Source organism: Propionispira arboris, from assembly GCF_900109225.1.
Lineage (GTDB): Bacteria > Bacillota > Negativicutes > Selenomonadales > Selenomonadaceae > Propionispira > Propionispira arboris.
In genome coordinates this window covers 1-16,284 of sequence record NZ_FNZK01000013.1, presented here as the reverse complement: position 1 = coordinate 16,284, position 16,284 = coordinate 1, and the positions used below count along the sequence as shown (strand labels likewise).

The 16,284-nt window shown below is 36.5% G+C and carries 20 protein-coding genes; 16 read left to right on the top strand and 4 right to left on the bottom strand.

Annotated elements, in window-relative coordinates; translation table 11 throughout:
* The first annotated feature begins 53 nt into the window (after positions 1-53).
* From BMY14_RS20590 to BMY14_RS12705, 7 genes are all read left to right on the top strand, one after another.
* Entirely contained in the window at positions 54-203 is a 150-nt protein-coding gene (locus tag BMY14_RS20590; protein WP_177177587.1) for a hypothetical protein, read from the top strand.
* Between the two features lie 616 nt (positions 204-819).
* Entirely contained in the window at positions 820-1,626 is an 807-nt protein-coding gene (locus tag BMY14_RS12730) for a hypothetical protein (RefSeq protein ID WP_091832420.1), read from the top strand.
* 124 nt (positions 1,627-1,750) lie between these two features.
* On the top strand, positions 1,751-2,779 hold the full coding sequence (locus tag BMY14_RS12725) for a RelA/SpoT domain-containing protein (protein WP_218144902.1): 1,029 nt from the start codon (positions 1,751-1,753) through the stop codon (positions 2,777-2,779).
* A gap of 263 nt (positions 2,780-3,042) precedes the next feature.
* Positions 3,043-4,905, top strand: a complete 1,863-nt coding sequence (locus BMY14_RS12720; RefSeq protein ID WP_091832417.1) for an AAA family ATPase — start codon at positions 3,043-3,045, stop codon at positions 4,903-4,905.
* A gap of 207 nt (positions 4,906-5,112) precedes the next feature.
* The gene (locus tag BMY14_RS20585; protein ID WP_091832414.1) at positions 5,113-5,310 is read left to right on the top strand and encodes a hypothetical protein; all 198 of its coding nucleotides are present in this window, start codon (positions 5,113-5,115) and stop codon (positions 5,308-5,310) included.
* 213 nt (positions 5,311-5,523) lie between these two features.
* Entirely contained in the window at positions 5,524-6,147 is a 624-nt protein-coding gene (locus BMY14_RS12710; RefSeq protein ID WP_091832411.1) for a hypothetical protein, read from the top strand.
* 495 nt (positions 6,148-6,642) lie between these two features.
* Entirely contained in the window at positions 6,643-8,421 is a 1,779-nt protein-coding gene (locus tag BMY14_RS12705) for a DUF4209 domain-containing protein (protein WP_091832407.1), read from the top strand.
* A gap of 84 nt (positions 8,422-8,505) precedes the next feature.
* Here BMY14_RS12705 and BMY14_RS12700 read toward each other — a convergent pair whose 3' ends face one another.
* Together BMY14_RS12700 and BMY14_RS12695 are read right to left on the bottom strand one after the other, a co-directional pair.
* Positions 8,506-8,691 (bottom strand): helix-turn-helix domain-containing protein, encoded by a 186-nt coding sequence (locus BMY14_RS12700; protein WP_091832404.1) that lies wholly within the window; start codon positions 8,689-8,691, stop codon positions 8,506-8,508.
* A 93-nt stretch (positions 8,692-8,784) separates the two neighbouring features.
* Entirely contained in the window at positions 8,785-8,970 is a 186-nt protein-coding gene (locus tag BMY14_RS12695; RefSeq protein ID WP_091832401.1) for a helix-turn-helix domain-containing protein, read from the bottom strand.
* Positions 8,971-9,340: 370 nt separating this feature from the next.
* On the opposite strand from BMY14_RS12695, the gene BMY14_RS12690 reads away from it, so the two are divergent.
* The 9 genes from BMY14_RS12690 to BMY14_RS12650 all read left to right on the top strand — a co-directional run bounded on the left by BMY14_RS12690 (position 9,341) and on the right by BMY14_RS12650 (position 15,464).
* Complete coding sequence (locus BMY14_RS12690) at positions 9,341-9,586, top strand: helix-turn-helix domain-containing protein (protein ID WP_091832701.1); 246 nt, start codon at positions 9,341-9,343, stop codon at positions 9,584-9,586.
* Positions 9,587-9,653: 67 nt separating this feature from the next.
* Positions 9,654-9,962, top strand: a complete 309-nt coding sequence (locus BMY14_RS12685) for a hypothetical protein (protein ID WP_091832398.1) — start codon at positions 9,654-9,656, stop codon at positions 9,960-9,962.
* Positions 9,963-9,987: 25 nt separating this feature from the next.
* A complete protein-coding gene (locus BMY14_RS12680) occupies positions 9,988-10,410 on the top strand; it encodes a hypothetical protein (RefSeq protein WP_091832394.1) in 423 nt (140 codons plus the stop codon).
* 31 nt (positions 10,411-10,441) lie between these two features.
* Entirely contained in the window at positions 10,442-11,779 is a 1,338-nt protein-coding gene (locus BMY14_RS12675; protein ID WP_091832392.1) for a flagellin N-terminal helical domain-containing protein, read from the top strand.
* 76 nt (positions 11,780-11,855) lie between these two features.
* Positions 11,856-12,965, top strand: coding sequence for a DUF932 domain-containing protein (locus BMY14_RS12670; RefSeq protein WP_091832389.1), 1,110 nt, complete (start codon positions 11,856-11,858; stop codon positions 12,963-12,965).
* 71 nt (positions 12,966-13,036) lie between these two features.
* Complete coding sequence (locus tag BMY14_RS12665; RefSeq protein WP_091832386.1) at positions 13,037-13,657, top strand: JAB domain-containing protein; 621 nt, start codon at positions 13,037-13,039, stop codon at positions 13,655-13,657.
* A gap of 14 nt (positions 13,658-13,671) precedes the next feature.
* A complete protein-coding gene (locus BMY14_RS12660) occupies positions 13,672-13,971 on the top strand; it encodes a hypothetical protein (RefSeq protein ID WP_091832383.1) in 300 nt (99 codons plus the stop codon).
* Positions 13,972-13,986: 15 nt separating this feature from the next.
* Positions 13,987-14,880: a hypothetical protein gene (locus BMY14_RS12655; protein WP_091832380.1), complete on the top strand. Its 894-nt coding sequence runs from the start codon at positions 13,987-13,989 to the stop codon at positions 14,878-14,880.
* 11 nt (positions 14,881-14,891) lie between these two features.
* Entirely contained in the window at positions 14,892-15,464 is a 573-nt protein-coding gene (locus BMY14_RS12650; RefSeq protein WP_091832378.1) for an ERF family protein, read from the top strand.
* A gap of 91 nt (positions 15,465-15,555) precedes the next feature.
* Here the strand turns inward: BMY14_RS12650 and BMY14_RS12645 are convergent, their stop codons facing one another.
* Together BMY14_RS12645 and BMY14_RS12640 are read right to left on the bottom strand one after the other, a co-directional pair.
* On the bottom strand, positions 15,556-15,960 hold the full coding sequence (locus BMY14_RS12645; protein WP_091832375.1) for a hypothetical protein: 405 nt from the start codon (positions 15,958-15,960) through the stop codon (positions 15,556-15,558).
* A gap of 55 nt (positions 15,961-16,015) precedes the next feature.
* On the bottom strand, positions 16,016-16,284 hold a 269-nt coding region (locus tag BMY14_RS12640), incomplete at its 5' end, for an ATP-binding protein (RefSeq protein ID WP_177177586.1).

Sequence of the window (16,284 nt, the reverse complement as noted above, 5' to 3'; positions counted from 1 at the left end):
TGTATTTCTGTTTAGAAAAAATAAATCCTGCTACTTTAGAGATATATGGCTTTATGGAAGAACTGGGAAAATATAAACAAAGAAAGACAAACGAAAAAGCACGCTTAGCCAATTTATGGCAAGGTGCTGATGCTATAGAAAAGAATTTTTTATTTACCACATGGAATGGGGTGTCGCGCACCCCGATACCAGTTATTTACTGAAAGTATATACCGGGAATAAAGACAAAACAAGCGAGCAATTTATGCTTGCCATAGACAAACGCTGTGAGCAAGGCAAGGTCATAGGCTTTTAACTAAAACAGTATAGGGTTGAGTGGCGTTACGTAGGAAGCAAACGATTCCCTATACCCCATTTCTGGCAGACTTATAGACGGGATATGGTTTCTTTAATGCGTTCTATATAGTACTGTTTATTCTCAATTAGATTCTATACATTTAATTAGTTCAAATAAAAGTGGCACTAATTTGTGGCACCAATGGATAATAAAAAAGCCTCCGAAAACCTCGGAGGCATTGATAACACTGTAGTTGATGATAGGAATTGAACCTACGACCTGCTCATTACGAATGCGGGCTAATGCTATTGGTGAATAATTGCAATGTTTGTAGATTGTTGATTTTACTGACTTTGTTGAATGTGAAATTTGTATTTATTGGTAGCTGCCATTGGGGTTTTGCAGATGTTAAGGGACAAATAAGGGACAAAATCAAGGAGTGACTTTGCCTATAGGCAGTTATCTCGTCTAGTGAGGTCTTTGTTTTTACAACTAAAAATTTCCATGTTAAAATGAAGTAATCATTTGACGGAGGTGAGTAAATGGGTAAACATGAATATGCTATTGAAGATGTATTCAGACCGACTTCATTTCCTCAGAATACGTATATCGATCGGCTGATTTCAAGTGATGATACGTATGAATTTAGGTTAAAAAAGGCGTTGAGAAGCTCAGGGCGGTTAATATCAATAATAGGATCATCCAAAACGGGGAAGAATATTTTATGCCATAAAGTTATTGAGAAAAGCAGCATTATTGACTTAAGTGGAGCACAAATTCAAACGCAGGCAGATTTTTGGAATCAAATAGTTGAGAAAATCCGTTTGCCAATAGAAGACCAAATAACAAAAAGTGTTGGGAATAAAGCAAATGTGAGTATCAAAGGCGGAAGCAAGGCTATGATTCCCTTTATTGCTTCAGCTGATATAGGCGGGCAGGCTGGATATGATTATGCTACAGGTCAAAATATTGCGGAGAAAGAGTCTCGTAGTAATAGTGCCATTATGGAATATTTGATAAACAATAATAAGGTACTTGTCTTGGATGATTTTTATTATATTAATGATGAATTGCAGATGTATATTGCTCGTATATTAAAAACAGAGCTTTTTAATGGGCTAAAAGCCATTATTATTTCCTTGCCACATCGAGCAGATGATGCTGTTCGTCATAATCCGGATTTTATTGGTCGAACGACTTTTATTGAAATAGCACCTTGGTCGATGGATGAATTGGCTGAAATTGGTCGCAAAGGTTTTTCCCTTTTGGGATATACAATTGTTGTTGCCACTGATGCAGTACTGCACATTTTGTGGGTAGTAAGAACACGCTTACTAAATGTAGAATAAAGAAATTCTTAAAGCAAAAGGGTTTTCGGAAAAAGAAACGAATTTTTAAAAATTAAGGTACTACTAACGGTAATTTATATAATAGGGAAAAATTAGTGGTTGTATTTAGAGAAGGAGTAGTAAAATGGAATGGAAATCACCAGAATACTCAAAAAATCAAATTATTAAAGCGGGAAAGATCATTAAAAATTCCGCTTCAAAGTCAGAAGAGTGTCAAATGGCCTTAAATGCCATTGATAACTGGCGAGCTTCACATGCATTTCCTCTTCAAGTAATTTATTGCAATTTAAAAAGAAAGTATGATAAACCCGGGTTTATTGTCGCACAGAGATTGAAACGTCTTGCTTCAATTGTTAAAAAATTGGAACGGGAACCAACTATGAATCTTTGGACTATGCAAGATTTGGGTGGATGCCGTGTTATTGTTCCAACCATTGATGATGTATATGAAGTAGCGGAAAATTACAATCATTCTCGTGTTCGGCATATTCTAAAGAGAGAATACGACTATATTAAACAGCCAAAGTACTCTGGATATAGAAGTTATCATTTGGTGTATCAATATCAAAGTGATACTAAAGAGACATATAATAGAAATATGCTTATCGAAATTCAAATACGAACATATTTACAGCATTTATGGGCTACTGCACTGGAAACGATGGGATTGTTTACTAATCAAGCATTGAAAGCTAGCCATGGGAAAAAAAATACCCTGCGTTTTTTTGCATTAATAGCATCTTTGTTTGCAATGAAAGAGAATATGCCAATTGTACCAGAAACGCCTATAGATATAGAAGGTATTATTTCAGAGATAAAAATGCTTGATGCTAAGCACAACTATTTAGGTATGCTTAGTGCGATTCGCGTAGCGGTTGATCATGAAGAAGAAAAAAATAGTAAGCGAAGGGGATATTATATACTGATTTTAAACTATTCTAAACGAAATCTTAGAATGAAGTTTTATAAACCAAGCCAGATTGATGATGCAACAAAAGAATATAATCAAATTGAAAGTAGTAGAGATAACAATAAGATTGACGCAGTTTTAGTATCCGTATCTTCTTTTGGTACATTAAAGGCTGCGTATCCAAATTATTTTTCCGATATTAATGCTTTTGTAACGGCTGTAAATGAAATTATAAAAAAATAATAGTCGTTGATATTGTGGTGGAAATGGAGAAAATACTACAATAGTGATAAATGCCGTAGTAGCGGTAAAGTGTTTTGTGTTAGTATATATTGGCGTAAATCTACTTATTTTAGCGTCTTTTAGGGAAGACAGCGGCGTATGATATAGTGTCGTAACGATGAGGTTGTTTGAGCAGGTTGTATTAGAAATTAAAGAGAAATACATCTGTCTAATAGGAAAAAGGGTGAATTGGAACGCTAAATTCTTATATGGGGGAAGCCTTGATGAAACTATTAAAATATTGTGTTACAAATTTTCGGTCTGTTGAAAATAGTGGATGGATAAAGTGTGAGGATGTAACTACCTTAGTAGGCATAAATGAATCTGGAAAATCAAATCTTCTTTTAGCGCTTTGGAAACTTAATCCTGCAAGAGGTGGCGAAATCGACATTTTGCATGATATGCCTGTATCAAAGCTGAGTAGGTTAAGAAAATTAACGTATGAAACATCATTTATTAGTGCCGAATTTGAACTTGATGAGGATAGTGCGGCATATATTTCTGATACATTAAAATGTGATTGTCGATGTGGCGTTACGGTTGTTTTGACACGTTTTTATGACCAACACTATTCTATTGAGTTTCCTGCAGGAAATCCAAATCCCAATAAAGTAGAACCGGATAAAGATCAGGACGGTGTTGAAGTTGAAGAATATTCTCTTGAGCAACTAACGACGGCTATTGTACATGAAATCCCTAAATTTGTGTATTATTCGAACTATGGGAATCTTTCATCGAGAATTTATTTGCCATATGCTATTAACTGGTTAGATGGTCAAACTGTGCCTGGTGTTGACGTTAATGAAGACCAAGTGCGTACTTTACGTGTATTGTTTGATTTTGTACATCTTGAACCACAGGAAATTTTAGAATTGGGAAAAGATCCTAAAATATTGGCGATGGGAAGAAATGGTAATCAAGTTCCAACAAAAGAAGAAATTAAAAAAGCTGAAGATGATAAAGAACAGCGTAGCATACTTTTACAATCTGCAGCTGGTGAGCTTACAAAAGAATTTAAGGCATGGTGGAAACAAGGGGAATATCGGTTTCGTTTTGAAGCCGATGGTGACTATTTTAGAATATGGGTATCCGATAAAATTAGAACGGATGAAGTTGGCCTCGAGCTGCGAAGCACAGGGTTACAATGGTTTTTGAGTTTTTATTTAATTTTTTTAGTTGAAAGTCAAGAACAGCATAAGAACGCAATTCTTCTCCTAGATGAGGCGGGATTGACATTACATCCACTTGCGCAAAAGGATCTTTGCCATTTTTTTGATGATTTGGCGCAGAAAAATCAAATTATCAATACTACGCATTCTCCGTTTATTGTTGATACTAGCAATATTGATCGTTGCAGAGTCGTTTATTTGGATAAAAATGGATTTACAGTAGCATCGAGCAATTTGAGAGATGGTGTTGGCGACTTGGGAAATCAATCAGTATATGCAGTGCATGCGGCACTAGGGCTGAGTGTGTCGGATATTTTATTTCAAGGGTGTCAAGAAGTAGTTGTTGAAGGGGTTTCTGATCAATATTATTTAAATGCAATTAAAAATTATTTGATTTATAAAAAGTTATTGGCACCCAAGAAAGATATTGTTTTTCTTCCGGCTGGTGGCGTAAAAGGTGTTTCGGGTATAGTAAGTTTACTAGGCGGAAAACATGGTAAACTACCATATGTTATTCTTGATTCTGATAAAAGCGGGGTCGATTTTAAGAAAAAACTTGCAGAACATATTTACCAAAATGTGACAGAAAATTTATTGGAAATAAAAGATTATACAAACGTAGAAAACAGTGAGATTGAGGATTTGTTACCGTATTCAATATTGGAGCAGGGGGTAAATCATCTTTTTTTAGCTGTTGAAGATGATTCGTTTGTAGATGTGTATAATGAAGAAAAACCAATTGTTCCGCAGATACAGGAATTTGCACGGATTAATGAAATTGATCTTTGTAGTGGATGGAAGGTAGAAATTGCAAGAGGGACAAAAAAGGTTCTGCTTAGTAAGAAGGTTCCTGCAATTATCCAAAAGTATGAGGATATGTGGGTAAAATTATTTAAACGTATTATTGATTTGAGTTAATAATAATTTTGGGCGAAGTTGAAGCGGGATTAGGTTAGGGGTCATTGATTTTTTCAATTATATATTAATATTATATCAATGATATCAAGCTGCTTGCAGATATACCGCAAGCCATTGCAAAGGATCATAAAAAGCGGCGGTGGCAGCACAAATGACTTTCGTTTAAGACCTTTTTTGTGTAAAGATAGAATATATTCAAGGTATGAGATGAAATTAGCTTTTGAGAAATTGTTTGAACTTTTAAATGCTAATGGATATTGCAAGGAAAAAGATTATGGTAAAGCAGTGTCTAGTATTCATGATGTTTCTCATGCAATATATGGATCATATTGCGATATATTTATAACGTGTGATCATAGCTTTTATAAAAAATTAAAAGCCGTTTATTATTATTTAGGACTTTAAAAGGAGGTTAGATCTACGGTCTAATTAATTGGATAATAACAGCACTTATAAATTTAAAATGTTGAATTCATTATTGCAGACACGGACCAGATTGAGGTGATTATCAAATTGGTCCGTGTCTATTACCCAAAATTCGCGAATAAGGCGAATATTTTCTATATGTTGAATTGATGTAAATTTTATTATAGATTTTTGAATCTTTGGATGAAGAAAATGGAGTTGATAGAAGTGAAAGTAGGTTTTTCTAATGACAGATCAGCAGAATATATGATTATAAATAATTTATATGAAAAAACAAAGAAAGAATATACGTTGTTCTATCCATTTTATTATAAAAAAAATCGTGATGATACAAATATATCACATGAAAATAAACTCGATGAAGCTCATTTTATGATTTGTTTTGCGCGAAGACCAAAGACCGATGCCATTTATTCGTTAAATTCAGAAATTACTTTTCGATCATCTTTATTTGAACATATAAAATATTTTGCACAAAAAGGAATTGATACTATTATTGGCGCTCCTATTGGAACCAGTATTGAATCTATAGGACTTGGTTCTACTTGTTGTTGGTTTCAATTATTTCCTGAGCAAGAAACAGAATATCTTTCTTGTGAATTTAGGCGCGGAAAACCTTATGTGGAAGATGACCACTTAATTAAGGTTTTGACAGAGCAGAATCTTAAAATATTAATGCATGATGCACCAATGCATAATTGGAATGAAATATTAGGTATTATACAGGACTGGAATATAAATTATAAAATGCTACATTCTGGTATGTTCTTTAATAACATGGCAGGTCAGAAACCTATTTTTCTTGTTTATAAATAATAAATATTTTGTGGTGTCTGGTAAATTATTCTATAATATTAAAATTGAATTTGGCTAGTAAGCTGTTTATTTATAGCGTAAATTAAAATACGGCCTTTTATCTCGTTGATATAGTTCATTCATCTGCTCATATTTAAGTATGGACTGCCTACATGAAACTAGATAAAAAAGATAAGGTCATGTAAAAATAAATAAAAAAGCAAAGGACGATTTACATGATGAAAGACGATTAAAAAGAACATTTACGGATCAGTTTAAAAATCAAAGGGTGAAACTGGACAACAGCGAAAAGCCGCGGACTGAAATTGTTAAGAAATATGTGACTTGGTTTAATAATCAGTGCAGCCATGCTTCACTCAGTTATTTGACACTGGCGGAATTTAGAAGGGAGATCTTATAAATTTTGTCCGACTAAGTGTTGATAATCTAGAATTTCTCCTTTTAATTTGTGCTGCATCTTGATATAGGAGTAGCAAGCAGAGAGAGGTTGTTTTTATGGATTTTAAAAATCGCTTTAAAAAAGCTATTCAGGATATGGATGAACATTGTTTTGTGCGTGAATTATCTATTTTAAGCGAGCCGCTAATAAGTCTGAAAAATGAAGCTAGTGAAGGTGATGCAGATCTTATAGGATTAATTCAGAATGAATTGGATGCGTTAGACTTATATCCGCGGAGTTTCGTTATGAATCGAGAGACATATAAGCGGCGAATGCCCGCCTATATTGATGCGTACTCACAAGAAAAGCTGGATTATTATGCAGAACGATTCGCGAAAACAATTAACCCACAGTTGAAGAGCCGATATGGTGATATATTACTTGATTATCAAGGTGAAAATGAAATTGAGAATAAATATAATTTTTTTTGTAAATTAGTTCCGCTGTTGTCGCAAATTGCAAAAATAGCAAGCGAGGGCGAGAATGCAGAATATCTTTGCACACTTAGCTCATTATCGAGAGCTACCGAGCTTTGTTTAAATTATAACAATAAAGGCTTACTTAAAAAATCAATTCAGGGGATAATTGACTTTTTATCTGAAGTCGGACGAAAGTATAACTATCGCTGGGTGATAGAGCCTACTGATATTTTGCTTGAGGTTTTAAGTAATAGTAAAATGAATTCTTTGGTTGATGGAGATATAACACAATTAGTTTTAAAAAAACTAAACGAAGCACGTGAATTCTGGTTGGAAGAAAAAAACCATCACCTTCATCGCTGGGCATGTTATTGTTTGGTTGCTTGGAATAATAAATTGAAGCAACCGGTAAATGATTTGAACTTAGAAATTGGTTTATCGTTTGAGTTGGAATCAGAACATCAGCAAGGCAGACCAGAAAAAACCGAGGGTGTCAAAGCGGGTTTTTTGCAAATGGCTTTATGCCATTATTTAAAAATAGGTGCAACCAGCAAAGTTAATAAAGTAAAAGTTAAACTTAGAAAAGCATATTTAGCGGAACAAGAAAAGGAATTCAAAGCAATTATGACACCAATAATCATACCGGAAGGATATCGGCAGCATATAGAAAAAATTCTTGCTTGTTATCGCGATTTAGACAGTGTTGAAAAAATGATTCAAGTTTTTGCCTTTGATCCAAATTTAATGATTAACGTGCCTGATTTATATCAAAGTGTCGAAGCACATTTAAAAGAAGATAGTTTGGGCGCAGGGCTACCCAAATCCGTAATTACTGAAGGTAGAAGGATTGCTCAAGCAACAGAGTATGAGGAACAAAAGGAAATGAAATTTAGACGCATGTATTGTGGTAGATTAGAAGAGCAGTCTATATTTTTCCTAATGCCAATCTTTGAAATTATGAAAGGAAGAGGTTTAACTGCAGAAATATTTGTCCAGAAATATCATGGTTGGGATTTTTATCAACCGAAACGAAAGAACTTTATTAAAACCGGTTTTGAAAGATTTTTTGCAGGGGACTACATTAGTGCACTACATATTCTTGTTCCACAATTTGAAGGATGCTTGCGGAATATGTTTTTTTCAATTGATATTCCTACGACGGTTATTAAAGAAGGAAATCTGCAGCATGAACAAGTTTTTGGTGAATTTTTAAATCGCCAAGAAGTGAAAGAAACATTAGGGCGCGACCTACATATCTATATTGAGACTGTTATGGTGAATCCAAATGGATGGAACATCAGAAATGATATTGCCCATGGAATAGTTTCACCAGTTATATTTACTACTAAATATGCTATTATTATCTTGCATCTTTTTTGTAAACTTCTTAATGTTAGTATATCTAAAACTGATTAAATGATTAAAGGAAAAACTTGGATCGTTGTATAGACATTGATTCAATTCAAACAGAGCTTGGCAAAATTGCCAAGCTCTTATTTTTTAGGTAAAATGACTTTGCTCTTGAATATATGCATTCACACTGGCAAGTGGTATTTTCCATACCCGATTGATTCGGAAACATTTAATTTTCCCAGAGTTTAATAGTTGATAGGCAGCATTGTGTCCAATCATTAGTAATTCGCAAAACTCGTCTACCGTGATTAGTGTGGTCAGGTCATTATCCATGATTTAAACACCCCTTTTCGTATTTATTAATAACATGTTAGTGCCATTGATTTATGCTTTTTACGAATGTGAAAAAATCTAAATCGGGTAGTATTAATCTGTATGGTTGATTCTTCGGGCAATATAATTAGAGATAGACTCTTCCGGTATTTTCCAAGCTCGACCCGTTTTATAGGCAGGCAACTTCTTTTCATGGATTAGTTTGTAAATAACTTCGGAACTACAGCTAAGAACGCTGGCGGCATCAGAGACATGAAGGATTTTTTTATCAATATTCATGGGGATCAACTCCTATAATTTTATTTATTATTATGTTTCGCTTTTTTGCGTGTTGTTAGCTTTTTAGTGATTAAGTAAATTTGTATATTTACAAAAATTAACAGGTGCTTTGAAATAATTGAATTTTTGAATTATATATTATAAAACTGAATCCTGGGTCTTGTGAATGTATCACAAAGCTTTTTAAAGGATCATACACAAAGGAACATAGGAATTTTACTGCGGGTGAGCATAATGCTCATCCGTTTTTTTATTGAAAACAAAGGTGAAAATATAAAACTTTAACTCTGGGTTTATATATTATAACTATTCTCTAAAGCGGGGAACTGGCGAAATGTGGGATAATTTTAGAGGGAAGTGTGGTGAGGTAATGGACTTAACATATAGAGAACAACTTAGGCAAATCGGCTTGAACATCAATTACTATAGGCGATATCGTCAATTGACACAGCTACAGCTGGCTGAACGAGTCAGTATCAGTGCATGTTATGTTTCTCAAATTGAAAGAGGGCTAGTCAAAAAAGCAGTTTCATTACCTGTGCTCATGGCTATAGCAAAAGCACTTCATATAGAAGTATCGACATTATTTCAGTTTAAAAATTTAGAAAAAAAATAATCACCTTTATATAGATTTATTTTATTAGGTCAAGTGGCAGAATGGTCTTTAACTGCTGGAGGGAATCATGGATTTTTTAGGAATAGGATTTTTAATTGTCGTAGGGATTGTGGGCAGTATTGTATTTTGGGCTCTTTTAAACAACAGCGTTATCTTAAACCCAAGCTTGTCTGGTTTATTTAGCTGGTGGCTTGGCTGTGTCGTTGGAACAGCGGTTGTTTTGTACTTGTTGTTTGATCTGTTTTTGGGGGCCGTGTCCTGGGGAATAGACTTTGTGAAGCTTCATTACCAAGGCATCCTTGGTACGATTGTAATTCTCGGTCTTTTAGGTAAATTTGCAGGAAAAAAAGATGCGGTAAAAGATAAAGCAGAATAAAAAGCAAAAAAAGGATGTGTTAGAAATGAAAAAGATGTTATTAGGTGCATTGCTAGTCTGCATGGTATGGGTGATTGCCATGGTTCCCGTAGAAGCTGGGTATAGTAAATATCTCAATGGAGATACGAACTATGTTCTTGTGTATGGGCATATGGGTGTAGCCTTTTATTTGGATAAAAGCTCCGTTGTCGCAAAACAGGATGACAGTACCGCCCATGCATTTGCGGAAAACATTGTTAGCGTGGATAGTGATGGGAATGTTACAGGGAACCAGACGTATTGGTACTATCAGAAAGTGGATAGCCAAGATCTTTATGAAGCCTATAAAAGCAATGATGGAAATCATTGGAACAGTTTTGAAATCAATGATGATAGCGGGGCTATGGCAGTTGTTGTACAGGGATTTAAATATGGTTGGCCGATTGCCTTTGGCTACGGATGGTCGTAAGGCATAGAAAACAGCAAGGAGCGGAAGTTCTATGGCAATGGTGGTTACACATAATCTAGCAGCGTATAATACGCTGAATCAGTTTACTACAAATAATAAAAACGTAAGTAAGTCCTTGAAAAAAATATCTTCTGGACTGAAGATTTCTTCGGCTGGCGATGGTGCTTCAGAGTATGCGATATCTGAAAGAATGCGTTCTCAGATTCGATCTTTAGGGCAGGCTAATATCAATGCGGAAAATGGAAGCAGCCTATTGAAAACAGCGGAAGGTGCGGTTAGTTCTACGGTAGATATTTTAAAAACTATGAAAGAAAAAGCCCTCAATGCGGCAAATGATACCAATACCGAAAGTGATCGTGCGACGATACAGCAGGAATTTGATCAATATATTGACCAGATTGATGATAATTCGGGTGTAACCTTTAATTCCATGACGCTTATCGATGGTTCCAAACGAAGCAAAGGGATTGCTACAACCAGTATCTTTTTGAATTACAAATTAAATCCATCGACCACATATAATGACCAAATGACGAGTCTAAAAGACAAGGATGGAAATTCACTTGGAATCGCCGCTACAGACAATGCAGTTGTGACCTATACTTCAGAAGGCAAGACCTATTCAGAGACGTTAAAAGGGTTAGGACATTATCTCCTTACCGCTTGCGGCGGGTTTTCTGCTACAGAATCCGATGATGGACAGCTTCATTCCGGGCTTGTAAATTTTACGAATACAGTAAATGGTTATGTGCCGACTGCGGTTGCAACCGATCGCTATGGAACTGCGATTGGAAATGGATCGGATGCCGTTGTTTTGGTTGCGAGGTATAAAAGCACCAATACACAAATTGCAGGCTATACCATTCATATTACCGACGCAGCAGGGAATGATAGAAACTATGCAAATTCTGTACTGAACAGCTTTGAAGAAGCCGTCACGGCAGAAGATTCTTCCGAAGATCATAGTATTTCTTTACAGGTAGGAACCAAAAGCAATCAATCGATACATATCAGTTTATCCGATATGAGTTCAATGGGGTTAGGGCTTTCAGGCCGTTTAGGTAAACTACAGTTAACTACAAAAAAACAGGCCAATGCAGCTATTGATGTACTGGATAGGTCGTTACAAAAAGCACTGAGTCAGCAGACTGGTATTGGTGCAGTCGAAAGCCGACTTCAATATACCAGTAAAAATTTGACGCTGGAAAGTGAAAACGTAACAGCGGCATCCTCTGTAATTTGTGATGCAGATATGGCGAAAGAAATGACGGCTTATACAAAACATAATGTGCTGTTACAGGCCTCACAATCTATGCTGGCACAGGCTAATCAGAGTAGCAGCAGTGTCTTATCACTTTTAAAAGAATAAACAAACCTATTTAGCACAGGCATCTTGCCTGTGCTTTTTCGTGTGAAAAAATAGAAAATAAAAGGAGTAATGGAAAATGAAACAAGGCAGAAGCTTAGCAGATGTAGGAAGCGAATTAGAACGGCAACGTATGGCACGAAAGGACTTTATCGCAGATACTAGAAACCTTGAAATGACAACGAATCAAGAAGGAACCAGCTTATCCCTATATTTGGAAGATGAACCCCAATCCTTTGCGGTAAGCGAACTGGCACATCAACAGATGGCATCAAGGCTGCAAATTCCGTTTCGCTATTACCAAAAGATGCGGCAGGAAGAAGCACCCTTGCTCGATGAAAACGTCAATACGTGGTTTACCCGAATACCGGAAAAACGCATGCTTCGAGTGATGGATGGCAAAGTTCGGGCATTTTTGTCAGACCGGTATCGGAGGCTCGATCACTTGGAGCTTTGTAGCGCCGTATTGCCTGTTATCAAAGATATGAAAGGAGCCGAGATTGAAAGCTGTGAAGTCACCGAAAGTCATTTGTATTTAAAAGTTATCAATAAGAGGTTGAAAGCCGAAGTCAGTGTGGGCGATGTTGTTCAGGCTGGCTTTGTTATTTCTAATAGCGAAGTGGGCTTGGGAAGTCTGAAAGTAGAGCCGCTGATTTATCGTCTCGTCTGTAAAAATGGTCTGATTGTCAAAGACTATGCCCAAAAGCGGTATCATGTGGGGCGGCAGGTGGAAAGCGAAGAATCTGCTTATGAAATCTATTCCGATGAAACCTTAGCCCAAGACGATAAAGCCTTTTTCATGAAGGTACAAGATACCGTGCGTTGTGCGGTCGATGAAGCGAAATTTTTGCTAACGGTAGATAAGATGCGGGCGGCAATGAATATTCCAATGGAACACGATCCCGTACAGTCTGTAGAGCTTTTAGCAGATAAATTCATGCTCAATCAAAATGAACGTGGCGATGTGCTTCGCCAGCTCTTTATGGGCAGAGATAACAGTCAGTATGGGCTTGTTAACGCCGTCACAGCGGCAAGCCAAATCACTGAAAGCTATGAACGAGCTACAGAACTTGAAAGAATCGGCGGTGAAATTTTAGCGATGGCAGTCCCGAGAAAATTACTGCCGATGCATGAAACAGAAAGTAGCATCAAAAATGTTACACCCATTCGGAGAAGTCTTCGGGCATAAAAGAATTAGAAGCAGGAATTGTGTTGAAATAGACATGGTTCCTGCTATTTTTATTTCAAGGAGTTGTGATTATGGAGCTAGACGATCGTTTAAAACGTTTATCTGAAGAAGAATTGCTCAGTGAATTTTTACCGAAAGAAAGTGCGGCACATCTCATTCGTGAATACCGTAGCATCTATCAGATCATGATCCATGTACCAAAAACAGAATTAGAAGCTGTTTATGGTATTGGCAGTGCAAAAATAAAAAAGATAACCTATATCCGTGAAGTCATGAGTCGAGTCCAAGAAGGGCGAAAGCAGGAAATTAAGGGGATTCAAGGTCCGGCAGATGTAATCGAATATTTTAGGTTCTTAGAAGATAAGCAACAAGAAGAATTTTGGATACTGCTTTTAAATGCAAAAAATAGAATTATCAAAAGCCAACAGATTACCATTGGAACGCTTACGGCATCCTTGGTCGCGCCAAGGGAAACCTATTACCCAGCCATTCAAGCGATGGCCGCTGGAATCATTGCGATTCACAATCATCCCTCGGGTGTCAGCTCTGAAAGTAAAGAAGATCTTGCTGTGACCGAGCGTTTAATAAAAGCCGGTAAAATTTTGGATATTCCGCTATTGGATCATGTTATTATCGGTCGCAGTGGTGGCGCCAGTATGCGAGAAACGTATGAATATCTATGGAGAAAATAAGGGGGGCTAACATTATGTCATCTTATCTATTTTGCGCAACGTATCAGGATTTAACCTGTGATTTGCGGATTTGCCGAGGTCATATTGGCATTGAATTTAGGACAAAGCAAAGAGAGACAGAAGAAAGTATGTACTTTTCATTAAATCCGATGCAGGCAAAGACTTTTGCGGAAAGTTTACAAAATATGGCCATGCGTATACCCATAAAAGAAATCAAAAATACCGATGTTTTAGGGGACTTGGAGGTTTATACAGAAATTGAAAAAGAAAATAACAAAAAAATATACCACAAGGAAGAATTCCCTGTGGCTTAAAAGGAGCGAAAAACAATGCCAGCAACGAAATTTATTTGTCCAAATGGGACGCGAATCCCGATTGAAGATTGCCTTAAATTCTGCCCGCAAAAAGAGCGGTGCCTGTTTTTACCAACACTCCGGGCAATCGCGATTTCGGTAGATCGAGGAATCAAAGAACCAACCGTTACCGAACTTATTTCAGGGGTTCGGGAAACCTATCTGAAAAAGACCACAGAATATGCGGTAGTTCCGCAAAGCGTTCTTTATGCCCTACATGGACAAGCAGTTCATACGATTCATGAAGGCTTTACCCAAGGTGATATCTTAAGTGAAATTCGATTGAAAGACAAAATCACCAGTGGGAAGTTTGATCTTTATGGGAAAATCCTCGATGAAGAAGAAGGCGTATTGGGAGATTTGAAAGTAACCAGTTCGTTTAAACTTATGAAAGCATTAGGTATTTATAAGGTACGTGTAGCAACTGGTGGAATCTATAAAACAGGTCTGAAAAAAGGGCAGATGAAATACCACAATGAACTTCGTTATGATGGCGTAAAGCACGTGCTTGATTGGGGGATTCAGCTCAACTATTATCGGATGCTATTAGAAAAAGAAGGATTCGAAGTACAGAGGATGTTTATTCAGGCTATGTGTAGAGATAACAATTTGCGGATTGCCGCAGAGCGTGGTATCGATCAATCGGTCTATATTATCCCTATAAAAAAGATTGGCAATCACTGGATGGAACGATATTTTACGAAAAAGGCGGCACTTCTTCAATCTGCGATGCAAATGAAGAAGTTGCCACCAATTTGTTCGTCGAAGGAACGCTGGCATGATCGAAAGTGTTTAGATTATTGCGATGCTGGGGAAAATTGTCCATATGGGCAACGTGTAAGGTTGGCAAAAGAAAAACAAGTAAGTTAGGAGGGTTTCTTATGAAAAACTTGGCAAAAAAAATGCTCAATATTATGAATGAATGCAGCCATGTATTAAAAAAGGGAGAAAACAATTTTCACCACTATAAATATGCGACAAGTGCCGATGTTTTGGAAAAGGTCAATGCATCCTTGGTGAAAAACGGGATTTGTTCAATTGCAGTACCAGAACTACTAAATATAGTGGATGTAACAAATTCAAAAGACAATATAGAGCGATTGGCTACGGTGAAAATGAATGTATTGCTCATCGATAAAGACTCTGGAGAAACGGTTACGATTACGGGAATTGGTAGTGGTCAAGATTCTGGGGATAAAGCGGTTATGAAAGCGCAGACCGCGGCAATAAAATATGCTTATCTTTTGAGCTTGGCTATTAGTACTGGTGATGATCCAGAAGCTGATCAGAAAACGGATGAGAATATAAAGGCTATAAATCGTGTTTCAAAAGGGGCATATCATTGTTATGACTGCAACGCTGAAATTAACGAACGAATTAGACTTTATTCGGAAAAACAATTTGGGAGAGCTCTTTGTATAGAATGTCAGCGAAAACATAAAAAAATAGCATAGAAGTGTAGTTTCACCACTTTCACCAGAAAATAAAAGGATAGATAGGTTAAGACATTTATCCCTTTGTAACTTTTGGTGAAAGTGGTGAAAATTATTTTAGTAGTGTTTTGGTGGCCAATAGCTTTTCATCGGATATGGAATCTATATGAGTTATAAGAAAATCAATATAATCTAGGATCGGAGCAAGGCTTTTTTCTTTTGAGGAGTCACTTATTCCTGATTTAATTGAATCTGAGGTGGATATGGTTTCAGCTTCATGTTCGATCAGATACTTTTTGAAATCATCAAAAAGCGCCCTTTTAAAAAAGGAAAGGTTAAATGATACCAAGTCTGCTATCTGAAAGCCATATCGTGTTTTTGGTATATTTTCATCACGTAAGAACGGCATATTTTCGTAGTCGGGAAGAGTCGTTGCTTCCAAAAAAAATAATCTAGAATAATTAGTGAGAACAGATAGTCTCATTTGTAATGCAATGTTATCCCCTGTATTTTGCAAGTGAAAATTCCTCACTTTTGCAAAAGTTTTTCCTCACCTATATGGGTGGGGAATTTTATCCATCTTGCCGCATAAGCGAATCGCGCATGCGGTTGCTAGGGCCATCGTAAAGCAAGAGATAACTATGGTGTACCAGCCGATCAATTATGGCTGCGGTCATTTGTTCATCATAAAAAATACTCACCCAGCGGCTGAACTCAAGATTGGTTGTCAAAACAACGTTCCTGCGCTCATAGCTGTCGGAAATAACTTGAAACAGCAATTGTGCAGCTTCTCTGTCCAATGGCACATAACCCCATTCATCACAGATTAACAAATCAAACT